Here is a 16,990-nt window from a genome sequence, read left to right on the forward strand (position 1 = left end):
CCTCGCCTAACCGGATCGTTCGGGTCGCCTCCGCTCGAGGATCGGCTCGGCGAACTGTGGAGGCAGCTGTGCTGAGACGCACCCTCCCACGCGGCCGGGATACGCTGCTGGCATGCCTGCCGCCGACGACGCACCAGACGCTCCCGACATCGAAGCCCTCCTCGCCGCAGCCGCGAACGACCGCTCGAACGCCCCCGCGTTCCTGACGGCGCTCCTCGAGAGCACCGTGATCGTGGCGGGGACCGTGACCGACGACGGCATGGCGACCCTGGCGGACCTCCTCGACTCGGACGGCAGCTCGGTGCAGCCGTTCTACACCTCGAAGGCGCGCTTCCAGGAGACGCTCCAGGTCGTCCCGTCGTTCGAACAGCACCTCCTCGCCCTCCCCTGCCGCGTCCTGTGGCAGATGACCCGAGGCGCGAGGCTGGTCCTGAACCCGCATTCCACGCACGGCAAGGAGTTCCTCCCGGGCGAGATCGCCCAGCTGCTCGACGGCGAGGCGGTGCTCACACCGCGCGTCGTCGAGCGCGAGACCGAGGTCATGGTGGGACAGCCGGCTCGCATCCCACCGGGGATGACCGAGACGCTGACCGCGGTCCTCGCCGAGCACAGCGAGGTCGATGAAGCGGTGCTCGGCTGGAAGGTCACCCCGCAGGAGGGCGGGACGTTCGACGAGTGCTACCTCCTCGTCATCGTCGGCGCCCCGACCGCCCGTGAGACGATCAGCGGTCCCCTCGCACGGGCCCTCGCGACGTACTCGGCCAGCGTGCCGATCGACGTCATGTACGTGGCGCCGGGTGCGAAGCATCTCCTGAGTGGTGTCCCGCCGTTCCACCGCCGCAAACGAGGGCTGTTCCGGCGACGATGAGCAGTGGGCTGAGTCGAACGGCGCCCGCGATCGCACGTGGCGCACGCGTCCTCACGATCGCCGCGCTGCTGGGCGTCCTCACAGCGTGTAGCGCGCCACGGTCGGAGGTGCCCACCGAGACCCCGCCCGGATCCACCCCGAATGCATCGGCGGCGCTCCCACCGCCGCCGACGTCCACCTTCCCGGGGCTCGCCTGCGACGCGCTCGTCCCTGGCGCGGAGGTCGCATCCTTCCTGGGCGCCGCAGCCGCACCGCGACCGCTCACCGTCGACGACGCCCCGGTCCTGCAGGACGGCGGGACCGTCTGCGCCTGGGCCGACGAAGCGGCCGGCACCTCACTGACCGTCCGACTCGTCGGAGACGGTGTCGATCACTGGGCCACCTTCAACCACTGGTACGAGCACACCGACTGGAGCGACAGCGTCGGCGAGATCAACGGGACGATGTGCTCGGACGGCGCCTGTTCCGTCCACGCGCTCGACGGCGAGCGGTTCATCGAGGTCGATGCGGCAGGGCTCGACGACCCTGCCGGAACCCGCACAGAGGAGCTCGCCCGGGCGGTGCTCGCGGCGGCTCCGGTCCCGGCTCCCGCCGAGTCCCCGTCGTCGTCGGCACCCACCTCGCGCTCGTGCGCCACGGCGCTGCCGGTGGACACCGCGGTGGCGCGCCTCGGTGCTGCCGCCACCGGCGCGAGCTATGTGAGCACCGCGACACCGAGCTACCACCTCGTGCAGGACTCGCTCCAGCGGGTCGGCGGACTCGACTGCCGACTGCTGTCCGCGGACTCCCGCGAGCTCGTCCGGTTCACGGTGCTCCCCGGAGGCGCCTGGGTGCTCCGCGAGGACAGTCCGGTCGGCGCCGTGGACTCGGCCGGGAGCGAGCACTCGGCGCAGGCTCGACGTGGCGACGACTGGGTGCGTCTGCAGGCGCCCGGCACGAGCGAGGAGACCACACGGGCCCTGCTGGACGAGCTCCTCGGCTGAGAGCGGTGCGCGCTAGAAGACCGGCCGGTCGGCTACGGAGACGACGACCGCGGCGATCACGGTGGCGACGGTGAGCGCGACGGCGACGACCCACTGCACACGAGGCACGGCACGGCGGATCACGAGGACCAGATGGACCAGCAACGCCAGCACCGCCAGGGCGGCGATGACGGTGCCGACCACCGCCGGTTCGAACACGGCGATCTGCTTCGTCGCCAGACCGTCGGCGCCCGGCGCCTGGTACCAGGTCATCGTGGTCTGCGTCGCGACGACCACCAGGCTGAGCGCGGCGATCACGAGCAGGGCTGACGCTCCGAGGATGCGTTGGACGCGGGACATGCCCTCAGTATGCCGACCGCCGGTCGCACACGGGCGAACGCCCCACCCACGGATCGTGGGCGGGGCGTTCGTGCTCCGGTCAGGCCTCGAGCTCCGGTCAGGCGTTGATCGACTGCGGGTGGTCGGTCGTGGAGTCGACGGTGATCTTCCGCGGCTTCGCGCGCTCACTCACCGGGATGATCACGGAGAGCACGCCGCTGTCGTAGGACGCGGTGATGCCGTCGAGGTCGACGCCCTCGCCGAGGGTGAACTGCCGCAGGAAGTGGCCGCCACCGCGCTCGCGTGCGAGCCAGCGGACACCCTCGCGGCTGTCGGCCGTGCGCTGGGCACGGATGGTGAGCTGACCACCGTCGACGTCGACGTCGATGGATCCGGGGTCGATGCCGGGGAGGTCGGCGACCATCATGTACCGGTCGCCGTCGCGGAAGAGGTCCACCGGCATGGGCCGGGGTGCGCGCACGGAGTCCAGGACGGAGGCCGCGAAGCGGTCGAGCTGGCTGATGGGATCGAGGGTCATTGCCATGGGTGTTCTCCTTCCCTGTCGCCCGATGACGGATCGGGCTCATCGATTGTCAGTGCCCGGAAGTCTCAGATCCGGGGGTTCAGATCTGCACTTCTTGGTGTAGATTTTTTATACATCCGAGACCCGATCCGTTGCAACCCGTTCAAAGGAAATCTCAAGCATGGCCGATCGTGACGGCACGACACCCGTGTACGGCATCGCCGTCGCGGCCCAGCTCGCCGGTGTCCCGGAGGCGTCGCTGCGGCTCTTCGAGAGCAAAGGCCTCCTCACCCCGTCCCGGACCGAGGGCGGCACCCGGCGCTACAGCGAAGACGACATCGAGCGACTCAAGCGCGTCACGGATCTCCGTGACGACGGCGTCAACCTCGCCGGCATCGCTCGCGTGCTCGATCTCGAGGACATCAACCAGGGCCTCCGCGACCAGCTCGACGCCGACCAGGACTGAGCGTCGGGTCGATCCCACCGTCGGCAGATGGCAGCATGGAGGGATGAGCCTGCAGCGAAGCACTCCGTCCGCCCAGCACGTCGACGCCGCCGGGATCGAGGCGTTCATCACGGCCCTCGAGCACACGCCGAACGTCGAACCACACAGCCTGATGCTCTTGCGCGGTGGGAACGTCGTCGCCGAGGGCTGGTGGGCGCCGTACTCGGCTGATCGGGTGCACCTGCTGTACTCGCTGAGCAAGAGCTTCACCTCGACCGCCGTCGGCCTCGCCGTCGAGGAGGGTCTGCTCGGACTCGACGACACGATCATCAGTCACTTCCCGGAGCTCGACGCCGAGATCACCGACCCCCGCAGCCGCGCCATGCGCGTGCGCCACGTGCTCGCGATGGCGAGCGGCCACCGCGAGGAGACGATCATGCGGGCCGCTGCGATCGACCCGACGAACCTCGTCCGCGGCTTCCTGCTTCTCCCTCCCGATGAGGACCCGGGAACCGTCTTCGCGTACAACCAGCCCTGCACGTACACGGCCGCGGCGATCGTCCAGCGCGTCACGGGCGGGACGCTCACCGACTACCTGCGACCGCGGTTGCTCGAGCCGTTGGGTATCGGCGAGTTCGACTGGCAGCGGGACGACGAGGGCTTCGAGCTCGGGTACAGCGGTCTGCACGCGACGACGGAGGCGATCGCCGCGCTCGGTCAGCTCTACCTGCAGGGTGGCGAGTGGGAGGGGCGGCAGCTCCTGCCGGCCGCATGGGTCGCCGAGGCGACGCGATCGCACATCGTGAACGGCGACGACCCGGAGTCGGACTGGGCGCAGGGGTACGGGTTCCAGTTCTGGATGGCCCGGCACGGGTTCCGTGGCGACGGCGCCTACGGTCAGTACTGCGTCGTCCTGCCGGAGCACGACGTCGTCCTGGCGATCACCGGGCAGAGTCTCGACATGCAGGCCGTGCTGAACGCCGCGTGGGAGCACCTGCTGCCGGCCTTCGGGACGGGCCAGGCCTCCGACGCGGAGCGCGGTGCGAGCGCAACCACCGACCAGGCGTTGCTCGAGCGCCTGGCAGGGCTCGCCCTGCCCCCGCTCGACGCGTCGGACGAGACCGGCTCGGCCGGGTCACTGCGCGAGCTCGCCGGGCGTACGTTCGCGGCGGCCTCCGATACCGGCCTGGCGCAGCTGACGGCGCTCGAGGTGGCGGCGGGCGCAGATGACGACATCGTGCTGGTCGTGCACGAGGGCGACGACCGGGTGGAGATCATCCCTGGCGTCGGCGCATGGCGGACGCACGGTCCGATCACGGCGAGTGCCGCCTGGGGCACCGGCGGCGAGGACGGAGCGCTGTTCCTCCGCGTCGACGCGATCTTCATCGAGACCCCCCACCGCATGCACGTCGAGATCGACCCGGCTGCCGGCACCTTCGACGCCTGGTGGGAGACGGCGCCGCTCCGCACCTCCCGCCTCACCGAGGTGCAGCGGCCGAGCGCGGTCGTCGCAGGCGGGGGCAAGTCGTCCTGGTGAGCTGACGCTCGGGGACCGGAGCGTGCTCAGGGACCGGAACATCTCCGCTGAACCTCTCCCGGCCACCGATGCGCCCCAACCGAGCTGCCCTTCGACAAGCTCAGGGACCGGAACATCTCCGGTGAACCTCTCCCGGTCACTGAGCCTGTCGAAGTGCCCACGAGGACACCTCGTCCTTCCGCATGCAGGTCGACGGCGACATACCCCCACTACGCTCTGACCAGCGCCGTCACGACGAGGAGACCGCATGAGAGCCGTACGCATCACCGCGCCGAACGAGGCCACCGTCCTCGACCGACCGGATCCACAGGCCGGACCGGGTGAGGTCCTCATCCGCATCGAACGCGCCGGGCTCTGCGGCACCGATGTCGCGCTGCTGCGCGGCACCATGCCGTACCTCGCCGACGGCCGCACCACCCTGCCCCTCCAACCAGGCCACGAGTGGGCCGGCCGGGTGGCCTCGGTGGGCGAGGGTGTCACCACGATCGCACCGGGCGACCTCGTCACCGGTGACACCTTCATCGGGTGCGGCGTCTGCACGCTCTGCGCCACGGGGCGACACCACCTCTGCCCCGACCACCTCGAACTCGGCGTCCTCGGACAGCTTGAGGGCGCCCTCGCAGAACTCCTCGTCGTCCCCGAGCGCGCGGTCCATCGCCTCCCGTCCGGCGTCGACGCGGACCTCGGCGCGATGGTCGAGCCCGCCTCATGCTCACTCCGTGGCGTCCGACTCACGGCGGTGGGGCCGGGCGATCGCGTGCTCGTCTGGGGCGCCGGCACGCTCGCCATGTTCGCGGCGCTCTTCGCCGCGGATTCCGGGGCATCCGTCACCGTCATGGCGCGCCGCGAGTCCGATCGGGGGTTCGCCGCGGACTTCGGCCTGGCCACGCGCGATCCGGCCGACCTCGGAGACGAGCGCTTCGACGTGATCATCGAGGCGACGGGTTCGGCCGAGGTCACCCGCCGTCTCCTCGACAACGCGACCGCCGGCGTCCGTATCGCACTCCTCGGCGTGCCCGGCGGCGACGTGGGGCCGCCCTCAGGCAGACTCATCGCCCTCGACGCCACACTGCACGCCGTGCTCGGCGGATCCGACTGCATCGATGAGGCGGCGCGACGGTTCGCCTCCATGGGTGACACGGTCCGGCGATTGATCGGCACGGTCATCGGCCTGGACGACGTGCCACGGGTGTTGACCGACGGCCTCCCCCGCGCGGCCGGCGCCGGACCGAAGACGCAGATCCGCTTCTGAGTCGGCTCAGGCGATCGACGCTCGGGCGAGGCGAGCGAGGACGACGACGACCACGAACTGCACCGCGAAGAGGACCGCGGTCAGGATCGTCGCCGTCGCCACGGTGACGCCGCCGTCCATCCCTGAGACGCCGGGGAGGAATCCGATTCCGAACACGATCAGGGCGTCGACGAGAAAGGTCGCCGACACGAGCGCCGCGAGGATGCGGGCATCGCTGGCTCGGTGCGGATTCTGATAGATCGTGGTCATGAGTAAAATATATCAAACTTCATACTGAAACAAAAGTATGAGCATTGCAGTGCTCGCGCCGGCGACAACAGCGCCACCGCTCCGCGCTTCCTTTCCACCCGAAATCATGATCGACTCATGTTCATGACTGGCTTCGATTCAGGCTTCCTCGACCTCTCCGAACCACTCACCATCCCCGTTCAAGCCGACCCCACGGCCAAGGCGCGACTCCGGACCCTCGACTACACGCACTTCTCCGTGCTGCTCGACCCCGATCGTCGGCTGGCGGCCGCCACCGCCGTCGACATCGACGGCGCCGCCCTCCTCGACCTCGGGCGCGGGGACGACTGGCACCTCGATGACCGCGTGCCGGTCGAGGAGCAGGCCGGCCCGGAGCTGTACGCCCGCAACGACCTCGACCGCGGCCACCTCGTGCGCCGGAGGGACCCGGTCTGGGGGCCCGTCGAGATCGCCCGGCAGGCCAACGTCGACACCTTCTGCTACACGAACGCCGCACCGCAGGCTGCGGACTTCAACCAGTCACTCGAGCTGTGGAACGGCCTGGAGGACCTCGTCCTCGAGTACGCCTCGGCCGGGCGCCGGCGGCTGTCGGTCTTCACCGGGCCGGTGTTCGCCGACACGGACCCGCTCTACCGAGGCGTGCAGATCCCGCGCCGATTCTGGAAGGTGGCGGCGTGGTCGAACGGCGGAGCGCTCGCGGCGAGCGGCTACCTCCTCGACCAGTCGGCGCAGCTCGACGACATCGACCTCGGCCGGTCCAGTGCGATCGACGACACGCAAGACGCCACCGCCGTCCCCCCACTCGGCCCGTTCCGAACCTTCCAGCTGCCGATCCTCGACCTCGCGAGCCTCACCGGTCTCGATTTCGGGGCCCTCGCCTCCGCCGATGTCCTCGAGCCGGCTCCGGCGACGGTGCGTCCCGACACCGACACCTGGATCGAGCTGAGCGACCCGTCCGACCTGCGGTTCTGAGTCGGGTCCGGTCCCTGAGCTTGTCGGAGGGCAACCCGACCACCTCACCGAACCATCTCCGGTCCCTGAGCTTGTCGAAGGGCGTCGAGCAGACCTCTACCGACGCTCGAGCGCCGCGCCGATGACCCGCAGGCTCTCGATGAGCACGGCCACCTGCTCATGGCTGAGGTCGGCGAGCATCGCGTTCTCGTCGTCCACCAGCCGACGCATCGCCTCGTCGACCCGCTGCTGACCGAGGGTCGTCAGGACGACGATCTTGCTCCGGCCGTCGGCCTCGTTCTTCTGTCGAGCGACGAGTGAGCGTGCCGCCAGGCGGTCGAGCTGACTCGCGAGGTTGCCGCTCGTGATACCCAGTCGGGTGGCGAGCATGGACGGCGTCAGCCCGTCCGCTCCGTGCTGGCGGAGGATGGAGAGGAACTCGAACTCCCACGGCCGCAGGTTGCTCGCGGCGAACGACAGGCGTCGGACCTCTTGCAGGTGCGGCACGAGCCGGCGGAGGCGGGACACCACGTCGAGCGGTGCGAAGTCCACATCGGGCAGCGCGTTCGCCCAGGCGTCGATGACGATGTCGACGTCGTCGTCATCACCCTTCGCCATCACCGGCCTCCCTCACGTCCTGCCTGCTCCAACGCTACCGTGGGCCGCCGCCGATCCAGACGGTGGGCGGTTCCATCCACGCTGTGCTATCGGCGTACCAAGAGCCGTCAGCGGACGGAGAGCGCCGCCAGGCCGTCGACGAGGAGACCGACCCCGAAGGCGAACGCCTGGGCCTGGTCCTCCTGGCCGAGCGGATCCGTCGCACCGTCGGCCAGCACGCCGACGCTGTCGTACTGCATCCGTTGCTGCTCGTGCGACACGTGCCCGAGGACGAAGTGGAGCAGCACCGTGCCCGCACGTCGACTCGTGGCCTCGTCGAAGCCGGCCACCGACACCGCGTCCGTCAGCCGCGTGAGCGCACGTCCGGAACCGAGCCCGAGCGCGTAGGTGCTCGACACCACCTCGGCGCCGTCGCGATAGGCGAGGAGGGCGTCACGCAGCGCCCCCGCCTCCACGCGCGTCCGCTCGCGCCAGTCGGAACCGGCCTCTGACACGGCGTCGACCGGTGCCGGGTGGGCGTCGACGATCCGGTCGGCGAGCTCGGCGATGAGGGTCTGCTTGTTCTCGAAGTGCCAGTACAGCGCGCTCGGCTGGACGTCGAGCGACGCGGCGAGGCGGCGCATCGTGAGGTCGGCCAGGCCGTGATCGTCGAGGATCCGCAGCGCCACCTGAGCCACGTCGTCGCGCCGATGGCGACGCACTGTTTCGGGTCCGGACATGAGCACCACTATAGTGAACGCTGTTCAGGTGAACACCGTTCAGGTGCGATCCACCCGCCCCGGGCGAACCGACCATCCCGACGAAGGACCCAGCATGCGCAGACTCCGGATCGACGCGACCGACATCGCACGCATCGCCGTGTTCGCCGCCATCGTGGCCGCCCTCGGCCTGCCCGGCGCGTTCTCGGTGCTCGGCGCGGTGCCCATCACGGCGCAGACCCTCGGCGTCATGCTCGCCGGCGCGATCCTCGGCCCGTGGCGAGGCATGCTCTCCATGCTGGTGCTGCTGGCGCTCGTCGCCATCGGCCTCCCGCTCCTGTCCGGCGGTCGCGGCGGGGTCGGCGTCTTCGTCGGACCGAGCGCCGGATACCTCCTCGGCTGGATCGCCGGCGTCTTCGTGATCGGGCTCATCGTGCACGCCGGTGGGCGTCGGCTGCGCTGGTGGCGCACCGCGCTCGGGGTGTTCGTCGGCGGCATCGGCGTCATCTACGCGTTCGGCATCCCGGTGCAGTCGCTCGTCACCCGCCTGCCACTCGGCGAGACCGCCCTGCAGAGCCTCGTCTTCGTGCCCGGCGACCTCGTCAAGGTCGTGCTCGCGACGGTGATCACGATGACCCTCGCCCGCGCCTACCCGCGCGCGTTCCGCAACGCGGCCGGCGCCGGCTCCACGCGGCCCGGCGAGCCCGCCCGGATCGGATGACCGTGCGTCCAGGGCATCTCGTCCCGCTGCGCGGCGGGGCGCCGACCGACCTCGTCCGTCGGGCGCTCGAGGTGCGGGCGTCCGGCGGCGTGCCGTTGCTCGGCGACGATCGATGGAGCGAGTCGTACTGGCGTTCCGTCCGCGACCGCAGCACCGCGGCCGGTCCACAGCCGGACCAGGGCTGGGCGACGCTGACCTCCGGCACGACGGGCGAGCCGCGGATCGTGCTCCGGACCGCCGCGTCGTGGGCGGACTCCTTCCCGGCCGTGGGGACACTGCTGGATCTCGGTTCGGACGACGTCCTGGCACTGTCGTCGCCGCCTGCGTCGTCACTCTCGCTGTTCTCGATCGCGCATGCGGCCGCCGTCGGTTGCTCGCTCGTCCTCCCGACGACCCACGCACTCACCCCCGACGACGCCCGTGACGCGACCCGGTTCCACGGGACCCCGAACGGCCTCCGGGCGCTCCTCGACGGCGAGGTGCCGCCCCGCCTGCGGGTGGCGTTGATCGGAGGCGCCTCACTCGACCCCGGACTCCGCGCCACCGCGGAGGGCCTCGGCATCCGCGTCGTCTCCTACTACGGTGCCGCCGAACTCTCCTTCGTAGCCGTCGACGACGGTGTCGATCCGGATCGACCCGGCCTCCGCGCGTTCCCCGGTGTCGAGCTCGAGGTCAGGGACGACGACGTCCTGTGGGTCCGATCGCCGTTCGTCGCGACCGGGTACCTCGAGGGCGACGGCCCGCTCCGACGCGACGGCGACTGGTCCACCGTCGGCGACCGGGCGCGGATCGACGACGGAATCGTCACGCTCCTCGGCCGAGCCGACGACGCGATCCTCACGGCCGCGGCGACCGTCATCCCCGCCGACGTCGAGGAAGCCCTGCGCCGACTCGACGAGGTGGACGACGCCGTCGTGCTCGGCTTGCCGAACGCCGGGGTCGGATCGCTCGTGACGGCCGTGTTGGAACTGCACCCGGGCTCGCGGCCGAGCCGCGCGACGCTCCGCGACGCCCTCGAACCGTTGTTGCCGCCGACCCACCGGCCACGACGCTGGTTCGTCGTCGACGAGCTGCCACGCACCGTCACCGGCAAGGCCGCCCGCGCGGAGCTCGCCGACCGACTCGCGGCCGGGACGGTGGCGTCCCTTGACTGAGTCGCACACCCTCCCGCGCATCGTCGCCGCCCGACGGACGCCGATCGCGACGCGCGGGCGCGCTCTCGCCGCGCTCACGGTCGAGCAGCTGGCGGTCCCCGCCGTCCGGGCCGTGCACGATGACGCGACGCACATGCTGGGTCTGCCGCCGGTGATGGCGGACGTCGTCCTCGGCAACTGCATGGGGCCTGGCGGCAACCCTGCCCGCGTCGCCGCACTCGGAGCGGGCCTCGGCTTCGCCGTGCCAGGGCTCACCGTCGACCGGCAGTGCGGCAGTGGCCTCGCGGCGATCATCGAGGCGTCCACGGCGATCAGCGCCGGCGACGGTCGGCCTCGGATCGCCGGCGGTGTCGAGAGCGCGTCGACCGCGCCGACCCGTTCCGTCGACGGCGTCGCATACACGCGTGCACCGTTCGCGCCGTCGGGTTGGCACGACCCCGACATGACCAGGGCCGCCGAGGATCTCGCGGAGCACGACGGGATCTCGCGCGAACGCCAGGACGCCTACGCGGCGCGCAGCACGCACCGTGCGGCGAGCGCCGTCGCCGCCGGGCGGTTCACGGACGAGCTCGTCCCGCTGGTCGGGGCGGCCGAGCACGATGAGGCGCCGCGCAGCGGGATCGAGCGGCTCCTCCCCCGGTTCACGCCGCTCTTCAGCGACGGCTCCCTCACCGCAGGCAACACCTGCCGGGTGAGCGACGGTGCCGCCGCGGTGCTCGTCGTGCCCGGCGGACCCGGCGGGCCCGGCGGGCCCGGCGGGCCCGCCCACGGGAGCGCGACGCCCGGTCTCGCCGTCCGGGCGCACGCCGTCGTCGGCTGCGACCCGGCACTCCCGGGGATCGGGGCCGCGCCGGCGATCCTCGACGCCCTCGAACGGGCCGACGTGGACCTCGCGCAGGTCGCCGCGTTCGAGATCGTGGAGGCGTTCGCGGCCCAGACGCTCGCCGTGCTCGACCGGCTCGGTGTCGCCGAGGTCGATGAGCGACTCTGCGCCGACGGTGGAGCCCTCGCGCTCGGTCACCCGTGGGGCGCGAGCGGTGCGGTCGCCGTGGTCCGCCTGTTCTCGCGGCTCGTCCGCGGCGGGGCTCCAGCGGGCACGATCGGGGTAGCGGCAGCGTCGGTCGGCGGCGGTCTCGGCGTCGCCGCGGTGTTCGAGGTCGTGCGATGATCGGGGACATCGACCAGTCATCCGCCATCCGTCTCGACCGCGTCACCGCGCGTCTCGGCGACACCGTCGCACTCGACGACGTGACGCTCCACCTCGAAGACGCGCGCATCGCGGTCATCGGCGCGAACGGCTCGGGCAAGTCCACCTTCGCCCGGCTCGTCGGCGGCCTCACCCGCGCGACCGCCGGCAGCGTGCGGGTCCACGGGGTCGACGCCGCGAAGGACACGGCGACCCTTCGACGACTCGTCAGCATCGTGTTCAGCAACCCGGATGCGCAGATCGTCATGCCGACGGTGGCGGAGGACGTCGCGTTCTCCCTCCGTGGCACGAAGGCGTCGAAGGCCGACATCGCCGCGCAGGTCGCCGATGCGCTCGACGAGTTCGGCCTGACGGCGCTCGCCGACCGGTCCGCCTACGAACTCTCCGGTGGCCAGAAGCAGCTGTTGGCGCTCTGCGGGGCCGTGATCCGCCGGCCGGCGCTGCTCATCGCCGACGAACCCACCGCCTACCTCGACGCCCGCAACAGCGCCGCCGTCGCCGACCACCTCCTGCGTGCCGAGGCGGGCCATCAGCTCCTCCTCGTCACCCACGACCTGGAGCTCGCCGCCCGCTGCGACACCGCGCTGCTCTTCGACGGCGGGCGGGTCGTCGCGCAGGGCGCACCGGACGACGTGATCGCGGCCTACCGCGCGAGTCTGCGGTCGTGACGGCGTGATCACCCTCTACCGCCCCGGCTCCGGCTGGCTCCATCGCGCGCCGGCCGGCCCGAAGGCGCTCGGCATCCTCGTCGTGGTGCTCGCGATCTCGCTCCTACCGACGAGCTGGTGGACCGCGGGCATCGCCACCACGGTGACCGTCATCGCCTACCTCGTCTCGGGTCTCGGCCTCGGCGAGCTCGGACGGCAGCTCCTGCTCATCCGCTGGATCATCACGATCACGGTGGCCGGCCAACTGCTGTTCCTCGACGTCGAGTCCGCCGTGTCGAACACGTCCCGCATCGTCGCCGCCATCCTGCTCGCGGCACTCCTCGTGCTGAGCACGCGCGTCGCCGACCTGCTCGACGCCTTCGAGCGCGTCCTCCAGCCCCTGGGTCGCTTCGGTGTCGACCCCTCGCGCATCGCCCTGATGCTCGCCGTCGCGATCAACACGGTGCCGGTCCTCGCCCGCCTGGCCACGAGCGTCCGGGAGGCCCAGCGGGCGCGCGGGGCGGGGTCGAACCTGGTGACCTTCGTCGTGCCGTTCCTCGTGGTGTCGCTGAAGCACGCCGACGAACTCGGTGAGGCCCTCACCGCCCGGGGCGTCCGATGAACGGCGGCGGCGACACCGTTCACGTCCTCGGGAAGACGGTCGACGACGAGACGCGCTGCGTCCACTACGCGACCACGCTCGACGTCATCGCGATCCGCTTCGCCTGCTGCGGCGAGTACTACCCGTGCCACCTGTGCCACGCGGAGTGCGCCGACCACCCGGCCGAGCAGTGGCCGCGGGAGCAGCGCGACCAAGAGGCGATCCTGTGCGGCGTGTGCTCGACGGAGTTGACGATCGAGCGCTACCTGGAGGTCGACGCCTGCCCGAACTGCGACGCCCGGTTCAATCCGGGCTGCCGCCTGCATTCGGCGTACTACTTCCAGCCGTGACCGCACGCCGGTAAACGCGGTTGCGGGCGGCGAGGATCGCGGCACCGATGGTGGCGGCGATGAGTGAGCCGGCGAGCACACCGACCTTGACGTGGTCGTCGGACTCGCTGCCGACACCGAAGGACAGTTCACCGACGAGCAGCGACACCGTGAATCCGATGCCCGCGACGAACGCCATGCCGACGAGGTCGACCCAGCGGATCGAGGGGTCGAGGCCGAGGCCGGGCAGTCGGGTGACGAAGAACGTCGTCACCAGGATGCCGATCGGCTTGCCGAGGACGAGTCCGGCGATGATCCCGAGTGCGATGGTGTCCTGGAAGGACTCGACGAGCCCGGAGATCCCGCCGATGACCACGCCCGCGGAGAAGAAGGCGAAGATCGGGACGGCGACCGCCGTGGACACGACGCTCCAGCGGTCGGCGAAGTGCGCGGCGAGCCCGTCGTAGACCGGGTGCCCCTCGGCGGTGGTCCCCACCTGGACGCGGGCGCGCTTCGTCGCGAAGACGGGCACCATGAAGCCGAGCAGCACGCCGGCGACGGTCGCGTGGATACCGGAGGCGTGGATGAGCGCCCAGGTGCACAGACCGAGCGGGATGAGCACCCACCAGGCGCGGACGCCGCGCTGGACGAGCACGGCGAAGATGGCGAGCGGCACCGCGGCGAGCGCCAGCGGCAGGAACTCGATGTGGTCGGTGTAGAAGATCGCGATGATGCTGATGGCGATGAGGTCGTCCACCACGGCGAGCGTGAGCAGGAAGGTCCGCAGTGCCGGCGGCAGGAACTTGCCGACCACCGCGATCACGGCGACGGCGAACGCGATGTCCGTGGCGGCGGGGATCGCCCAGCCCTGCAGCGCGTCGGGCCCGGCGCTCAGGTTCACGAGGACGTAGATGACGGCGGGCACGGCCACGCCGCCGACGGCTGCGGCGATGGGGAGCGCCGCGGTCTTGGGGTTCCGGAGCTTTCCGGCGACGAACTCCTCCTTGAGTTCCAGGCCGACGACGAAGAAGAAGATCGCGAGGAGCCCGTCGGCCGCCCAGGCACCGATGGAGAGGTTCAGATGGAGCGCCTCCGGACCGAAGGTGAAGTCGCGGACGCTCAGGTAGAAGTCGGAGGCACCGGTGTTGGCGAGCACGAGCGCGAGTGCGGTTGCGACGACGAGGAGGGCACCACCGACGGTGTCCTGTTGGAGCGTCTGGTGGATGCCACGCCAGATCGAGTGCGGGGCCTGGTCGGCCGGCAGGTCGTGGGAGCGGTGAGCGTCGGGCATACGGATCCTTCGGGGGAGGGTTCGGTCGAGCAGCAGAGCGATCCCGATCGACCGCCCGCCGACCAGACTTCCCGGCGCACCAGCCTCCAGTCTAGGCGACCGGGCACGCGAGCGGGCGGGAACCGTGCGCGGGCGGCCCGCGGAGTGCTTGGATGCATCCATGAGCTCCTCACCACCGACCGGCGGCCACCCGGACGAACCGCACCGCGGTGACCTCGCGGGCCGCTTGAACTGGCTCCGTGCGGGTGTGCTCGGCGCGAACGACGGCATCGTCTCCGTCGCGTCCCTCGTCGTCGGTGTCGCCGGTGCCACGACCGACAGCGCCCCACTCCTCGCCGCGGGTGTCGCCGGGCTCGTCGGTGGTGCGATCTCCATGGCGCTCGGCGAGTACGTGTCGGTGAGCAGCCAGCGGGACAGTCAGCGAGCCCTCATCACGAAGGAGCGGCGAGAGCTCTCCGACGACCCCGAGGCGGAGCTCGCGGAACTCGCCGGGATCTACGAGGCGAAGGGGCTCCAGCCGACGACCGCGAGGCGGGTCGCCGAGGAGCTGACCGCACACGATCCGCTCACGGCGCACCTCGAGGCCGAACTCGGCATCACCGAGGACGCCGTCGTGAGCCCGTGGGCGGCCGCCGGCGCATCGGCGCTCGCGTTCACGATCGGGGCGCTGCTCCCCCTGCTCGCGATCCTGCTGCCGCCGCCCGAAGTGCGCGTCCCGATCACCTTCATCGTCGTGCTCATCGCGCTGGCGCTCACCGGCTTCACGAGCGCGAGGATCGGCGGCAACCCCGTGCTGCGCCCGACCGTCCGTGTCGTGGTCGGTGGAGCGCTCGCCCTCGCCGTCACCTTCGCGATCGGCACCCTGCTCGGCACGAGCGGCGTGGTCTGATGGCCAGGGTCCCGGTCGTCGACGACGATCCGACGACGGGCGCACTGGCACAGCGCGATCCGGGGATTTCTCTGGGAGTCTGCTGGAGCCCCGCCCGGGCGTGGAGCTCCCGGGTGTAGAAGTGAAGGGCGTCCACCCGGTCGCCCTGTCGGATTCGATCAGTGCGGATCGACAGCCCGAAGAACATGTGAGGAGCACCATATGAGCGCAGGAGACAAGATCAAGAACGCCGCCGAAGACCTCGCGGGCAAGGCCAAAGAGGCCGTCGGCAAGGCGACAGACAACGACAAGCTCATCGCGGAGGGCAAGGCCGACCAGGCCAAGTCCGACGTGAAGCAGGCCGGTGAGAACGTGAAGGACGCGTTCAAGAACTGACCTCCTGATCACACGGACGCCGGTGACCCGAGCGGGTCACCGGCGTTCGTCTGTCCTCCCCCGGTCCCTGAGCCTGTCGCAGGGCCCACGAGGAGACCTCGCCAATCCGATACCATTCCTCCGGTCCCTGAGCCTGTCGAAGGGCCACGAGCGTCCTCTCGAATCCGGCGCCTTCCTTCCGGTCCCTGAGCGACCCCGTCCAGTCCCTGAGCCTGTCGAAGGGCACACGAGGAGCCTTCCACAACCGACCCGACTCGTCATCTGGAATGTCAGTGGTCCATGGTGGACTGGTTCCATGACTGAGACCACCGCCTCCGCAGTTCGAGCTGGCGACGAGTACGCCGCGCGGCTCGCGGAGTTCTCGGACCATTACGCGGACATCCAGCGGCGTCGCGCCAACCTGGACGCTGAAGAGGCCCGCCTCCTCGCCCGCTCAGCGGCCTACGCGGACGCCTACGCCGACTCGGTCGTTCCGGCCGTGTTCCCGCCGGCCGAGCGCCTCCACCCCGAGTCCATCACCGCCCGAGCCCGGCGGTCCGAGTCCGACCGCCGCGTCGAGTTCGAGCCCGCGGCCGACGGAATGGCGTGGGTGCACTTGTTCACGACGGCGCCGATCGCGCAGGGCATCGCCGAACGGATCGAGGCAGCCGCGGCGGTGTCGCGCGCTGCGGGCGACACCCGCACCTGCGCACAACTGCAGGCGGACGCACTCGCGGCGCTCGCCCTCATCGGTGTCACGCCGGAAGATGTCATGTCGAGCCCGGTGCTCCCGCACCCGATCGAAGTGCAGGAGCACATCACGCCCACGGTGCAGATCACGGTCCCGGCGCTCAGCATGGCCGGCGTCTCCGACGCACCCGGCATGCTCGACGGCTACGGTCCCATCGATCCCGAGACCGCCGCGCGCATCGCGGTGAACGCACCGAGCTTCACCCGGATCCTCGTCCAAGCCGAGACCGGTTCGGTCTTGTCGGTCGGGTGGAATCAGTACCGCGTTCCGGCCGACATGCAACGCGCGGTGCGGCTTCGGGACGGCACCTGTCGCGCACCGGGCTGTGGGAGGCGCGCCAGAGCGTGCGACCTCGATCATTCGATCGCGTGGGAGGACGGCGGGACGACGGATGTCGGGAACCTCGCCTGTCTCTGTCGACATCACCACCGGATGAAGCACCTGCCCAGTTGGAACCTCCAACACGCACCCGGCGGCGTCCTCGACTGGACGACACCCGACGGGAAACACCACCGGACAGAACCCGATCCCGCACCGTTTTGACCAGCTCCGGTCCCTGAGCCTGTCGAAGGGTTCCTTTTGGACACTTCGACAAGCTCAGTGA

The 16,990-nt window shown here is 70.8% G+C and carries 21 protein-coding genes; 15 read left to right on the plus strand and 6 right to left on the minus strand.

The window, feature by feature from the left end; translation table 11 throughout:
- The first annotated feature begins 112 nt into the window (after positions 1-112).
- Positions 113-868: an enhanced serine sensitivity protein SseB C-terminal domain-containing protein gene (locus QRN44_RS06765; protein WP_175116807.1), complete on the plus strand. Its 756-nt coding sequence runs from the start codon at positions 113-115 to the stop codon at positions 866-868.
- Positions 869-975: 107 nt separating this feature from the next.
- Positions 976-1,851, plus strand: a complete 876-nt coding sequence (locus QRN44_RS06770; protein ID WP_285038654.1) for a hypothetical protein — start codon at positions 976-978, stop codon at positions 1,849-1,851.
- A 12-nt stretch (positions 1,852-1,863) separates the two neighbouring features.
- Here QRN44_RS06770 and QRN44_RS06775 read toward each other — a convergent pair whose 3' ends face one another.
- Both QRN44_RS06775 and QRN44_RS06780 read right to left on the minus strand, forming a co-directional pair.
- Positions 1,864-2,190, minus strand: a complete 327-nt coding sequence (locus QRN44_RS06775; RefSeq protein WP_121289164.1) for a hypothetical protein — start codon at positions 2,188-2,190, stop codon at positions 1,864-1,866.
- A 97-nt stretch (positions 2,191-2,287) separates the two neighbouring features.
- Positions 2,288-2,713: an Hsp20/alpha crystallin family protein gene (locus QRN44_RS06780; RefSeq protein WP_071261327.1), complete on the minus strand. Its 426-nt coding sequence runs from the start codon at positions 2,711-2,713 to the stop codon at positions 2,288-2,290.
- 160 nt (positions 2,714-2,873) lie between these two features.
- Here QRN44_RS06780 and QRN44_RS06785 point away from each other — a divergent pair, with 160 nt between their 5' ends.
- The 3 genes from QRN44_RS06785 (at position 2,874) to QRN44_RS06795 (ending at position 5,926) form a co-directional block, all read left to right on the plus strand.
- Positions 2,874-3,158 (plus strand): MerR family transcriptional regulator, encoded by a 285-nt coding sequence (locus tag QRN44_RS06785; protein WP_064295887.1) that lies wholly within the window; start codon positions 2,874-2,876, stop codon positions 3,156-3,158.
- Positions 3,159-3,201: 43 nt separating this feature from the next.
- Positions 3,202-4,674 carry a serine hydrolase domain-containing protein gene (locus tag QRN44_RS06790; RefSeq protein WP_285038655.1) on the plus strand — a complete coding sequence of 491 codons (1,473 nt, stop codon included), beginning with the start codon at positions 3,202-3,204 and terminating at the stop codon, positions 4,672-4,674.
- Positions 4,675-4,921: 247 nt separating this feature from the next.
- Positions 4,922-5,926: a zinc-dependent alcohol dehydrogenase gene (locus QRN44_RS06795; protein ID WP_285038656.1), complete on the plus strand. Its 1,005-nt coding sequence runs from the start codon at positions 4,922-4,924 to the stop codon at positions 5,924-5,926.
- 6 nt (positions 5,927-5,932) lie between these two features.
- On the opposite strand, the gene QRN44_RS06800 is transcribed toward QRN44_RS06795, so the two are convergent.
- Entirely contained in the window at positions 5,933-6,175 is a 243-nt protein-coding gene (locus QRN44_RS06800; protein ID WP_064295884.1) for a hypothetical protein, read from the minus strand.
- 123 nt (positions 6,176-6,298) lie between these two features.
- Here QRN44_RS06800 and QRN44_RS06805 point away from each other — a divergent pair, with 123 nt between their 5' ends.
- Positions 6,299-7,147 (plus strand): DNA/RNA non-specific endonuclease, encoded by an 849-nt coding sequence (locus tag QRN44_RS06805; RefSeq protein ID WP_285038657.1) that lies wholly within the window; start codon positions 6,299-6,301, stop codon positions 7,145-7,147.
- A gap of 96 nt (positions 7,148-7,243) precedes the next feature.
- On the opposite strand, the gene QRN44_RS06810 is transcribed toward QRN44_RS06805, so the two are convergent.
- Both QRN44_RS06810 and QRN44_RS06815 read right to left on the minus strand, forming a co-directional pair.
- Positions 7,244-7,744: a MarR family winged helix-turn-helix transcriptional regulator gene (locus QRN44_RS06810; RefSeq protein WP_071261330.1), complete on the minus strand. Its 501-nt coding sequence runs from the start codon at positions 7,742-7,744 to the stop codon at positions 7,244-7,246.
- Between the two features lie 107 nt (positions 7,745-7,851).
- The gene (locus QRN44_RS06815; protein WP_121289158.1) at positions 7,852-8,463 is read right to left on the minus strand and encodes a TetR/AcrR family transcriptional regulator C-terminal domain-containing protein; all 612 of its coding nucleotides are present in this window, start codon (positions 8,461-8,463) and stop codon (positions 7,852-7,854) included.
- 94 nt (positions 8,464-8,557) lie between these two features.
- On the opposite strand from QRN44_RS06815, the gene QRN44_RS06820 reads away from it, so the two are divergent.
- From QRN44_RS06820 to QRN44_RS06845, 6 genes are read left to right on the plus strand one after another with little or no spacing between them, the layout of a single operon-like run.
- Positions 8,558-9,163, plus strand: coding sequence for a biotin transporter BioY (locus QRN44_RS06820; RefSeq protein ID WP_175116803.1), 606 nt, complete (start codon positions 8,558-8,560; stop codon positions 9,161-9,163).
- Entirely contained in the window at positions 9,160-10,317 is a 1,158-nt protein-coding gene (locus QRN44_RS06825) for a class I adenylate-forming enzyme family protein (protein WP_285038658.1), read from the plus strand. Before QRN44_RS06820 ends, QRN44_RS06825 begins: the two co-directional genes overlap by 4 nt.
- The gene (locus QRN44_RS06830) at positions 10,310-11,485 is read left to right on the plus strand and encodes a thiolase family protein (protein WP_285038659.1); all 1,176 of its coding nucleotides are present in this window, start codon (positions 10,310-10,312) and stop codon (positions 11,483-11,485) included. Before QRN44_RS06825 ends, QRN44_RS06830 begins: the two co-directional genes overlap by 8 nt.
- Positions 11,482-12,192, plus strand: coding sequence for an energy-coupling factor ABC transporter ATP-binding protein (locus QRN44_RS06835; protein WP_285038660.1), 711 nt, complete (start codon positions 11,482-11,484; stop codon positions 12,190-12,192). The genes QRN44_RS06830 and QRN44_RS06835 overlap by 4 nt, the downstream gene beginning before the upstream one ends.
- Positions 12,193-12,196: 4 nt before the next feature.
- Positions 12,197-12,793 carry an energy-coupling factor transporter transmembrane component T family protein gene (locus tag QRN44_RS06840; RefSeq protein ID WP_071261338.1) on the plus strand — a complete coding sequence of 199 codons (597 nt, stop codon included), beginning with the start codon at positions 12,197-12,199 and terminating at the stop codon, positions 12,791-12,793.
- On the plus strand, positions 12,790-13,122 hold the full coding sequence (locus QRN44_RS06845) for a CHY zinc finger protein (protein WP_285038661.1): 333 nt from the start codon (positions 12,790-12,792) through the stop codon (positions 13,120-13,122). The genes QRN44_RS06840 and QRN44_RS06845 overlap by 4 nt, the downstream gene beginning before the upstream one ends.
- Here QRN44_RS06845 and nhaA read toward each other — a convergent pair.
- The gene (gene nhaA / locus QRN44_RS06850; protein ID WP_285038662.1) at positions 13,076-14,392 is read right to left on the minus strand and encodes a Na+/H+ antiporter NhaA; all 1,317 of its coding nucleotides are present in this window, start codon (positions 14,390-14,392) and stop codon (positions 13,076-13,078) included. The two genes, QRN44_RS06845 and nhaA, sit on opposite strands and share 47 nt — an antisense overlap.
- Positions 14,393-14,552: 160 nt before the next feature.
- On the opposite strand from nhaA, the gene QRN44_RS06855 reads away from it, so the two are divergent.
- The 3 genes from QRN44_RS06855 to QRN44_RS06865 all read left to right on the plus strand — a co-directional run bounded on the left by QRN44_RS06855 (position 14,553) and on the right by QRN44_RS06865 (position 16,929).
- Positions 14,553-15,281 (plus strand): VIT1/CCC1 transporter family protein, encoded by a 729-nt coding sequence (locus tag QRN44_RS06855; RefSeq protein WP_285038663.1) that lies wholly within the window; start codon positions 14,553-14,555, stop codon positions 15,279-15,281.
- Between the two features lie 201 nt (positions 15,282-15,482).
- The gene (locus QRN44_RS06860; RefSeq protein WP_064295874.1) at positions 15,483-15,656 is read left to right on the plus strand and encodes a CsbD family protein; all 174 of its coding nucleotides are present in this window, start codon (positions 15,483-15,485) and stop codon (positions 15,654-15,656) included.
- Positions 15,657-15,951: 295 nt separating this feature from the next.
- Positions 15,952-16,929, plus strand: coding sequence for an HNH endonuclease signature motif containing protein (locus QRN44_RS06865; RefSeq protein ID WP_285038664.1), 978 nt, complete (start codon positions 15,952-15,954; stop codon positions 16,927-16,929).
- The last annotated feature ends 61 nt before the right edge of the window (positions 16,930-16,990 follow it).

The organism is Plantibacter sp. lyk4-40-MEA-4 (assembly GCF_030209415.1).
Taxonomy (GTDB): domain Bacteria; phylum Actinomycetota; class Actinomycetes; order Actinomycetales; family Microbacteriaceae; genus Plantibacter; species Plantibacter flavus_A.

What these genes read in the sequence shown, in the direction of transcription:
- QRN44_RS06815 (WP_121289158.1), bottom strand. Translation starts at nt 8,463, where the DNA reads ATGTCCGGACCCGAAACAGTGCGTCGCCATCGGCGCGACGACGTGGCT.
- QRN44_RS06795 (WP_285038656.1), top strand. Translation starts at nt 4,922, where the DNA reads ATGAGAGCCGTACGCATCACCGCGCCGAACGAGGCCACCGTCCTCGAC.
- QRN44_RS06860 (WP_064295874.1), top strand. Translation starts at nt 15,483, where the DNA reads ATGAGCGCAGGAGACAAGATCAAGAACGCCGCCGAAGACCTCGCGGGC.
- QRN44_RS06855 (WP_285038663.1), top strand. Translation starts at nt 14,553, where the DNA reads ATGAGCTCCTCACCACCGACCGGCGGCCACCCGGACGAACCGCACCGC.
- QRN44_RS06820 (WP_175116803.1), top strand. Translation starts at nt 8,558, where the DNA reads ATGCGCAGACTCCGGATCGACGCGACCGACATCGCACGCATCGCCGTG.
- QRN44_RS06785 (WP_064295887.1), top strand. Translation starts at nt 2,874, where the DNA reads ATGGCCGATCGTGACGGCACGACACCCGTGTACGGCATCGCCGTCGCG.
- QRN44_RS06765 (WP_175116807.1), top strand. Translation starts at nt 113, where the DNA reads ATGCCTGCCGCCGACGACGCACCAGACGCTCCCGACATCGAAGCCCTC.
- nhaA (WP_285038662.1), bottom strand. Translation starts at nt 14,392, where the DNA reads ATGCCCGACGCTCACCGCTCCCACGACCTGCCGGCCGACCAGGCCCCG.
- QRN44_RS06805 (WP_285038657.1), top strand. Translation starts at nt 6,299, where the DNA reads ATGACTGGCTTCGATTCAGGCTTCCTCGACCTCTCCGAACCACTCACC.
- QRN44_RS06845 (WP_285038661.1), top strand. Translation starts at nt 12,790, where the DNA reads ATGAACGGCGGCGGCGACACCGTTCACGTCCTCGGGAAGACGGTCGAC.
- QRN44_RS06865 (WP_285038664.1), top strand. Translation starts at nt 15,952, where the DNA reads ATGACTGAGACCACCGCCTCCGCAGTTCGAGCTGGCGACGAGTACGCC.
- QRN44_RS06825 (WP_285038658.1), top strand. Translation starts at nt 9,160, where the DNA reads ATGACCGTGCGTCCAGGGCATCTCGTCCCGCTGCGCGGCGGGGCGCCG.
- QRN44_RS06810 (WP_071261330.1), bottom strand. Translation starts at nt 7,744, where the DNA reads ATGGCGAAGGGTGATGACGACGACGTCGACATCGTCATCGACGCCTGG.
- QRN44_RS06835 (WP_285038660.1), top strand. Translation starts at nt 11,482, where the DNA reads ATGATCGGGGACATCGACCAGTCATCCGCCATCCGTCTCGACCGCGTC.
- QRN44_RS06800 (WP_064295884.1), bottom strand. Translation starts at nt 6,175, where the DNA reads ATGACCACGATCTATCAGAATCCGCACCGAGCCAGCGATGCCCGCATC.
- QRN44_RS06790 (WP_285038655.1), top strand. Translation starts at nt 3,202, where the DNA reads ATGAGCCTGCAGCGAAGCACTCCGTCCGCCCAGCACGTCGACGCCGCC.
- QRN44_RS06775 (WP_121289164.1), bottom strand. Translation starts at nt 2,190, where the DNA reads ATGTCCCGCGTCCAACGCATCCTCGGAGCGTCAGCCCTGCTCGTGATC.
- QRN44_RS06780 (WP_071261327.1), bottom strand. Translation starts at nt 2,713, where the DNA reads ATGGCAATGACCCTCGATCCCATCAGCCAGCTCGACCGCTTCGCGGCC.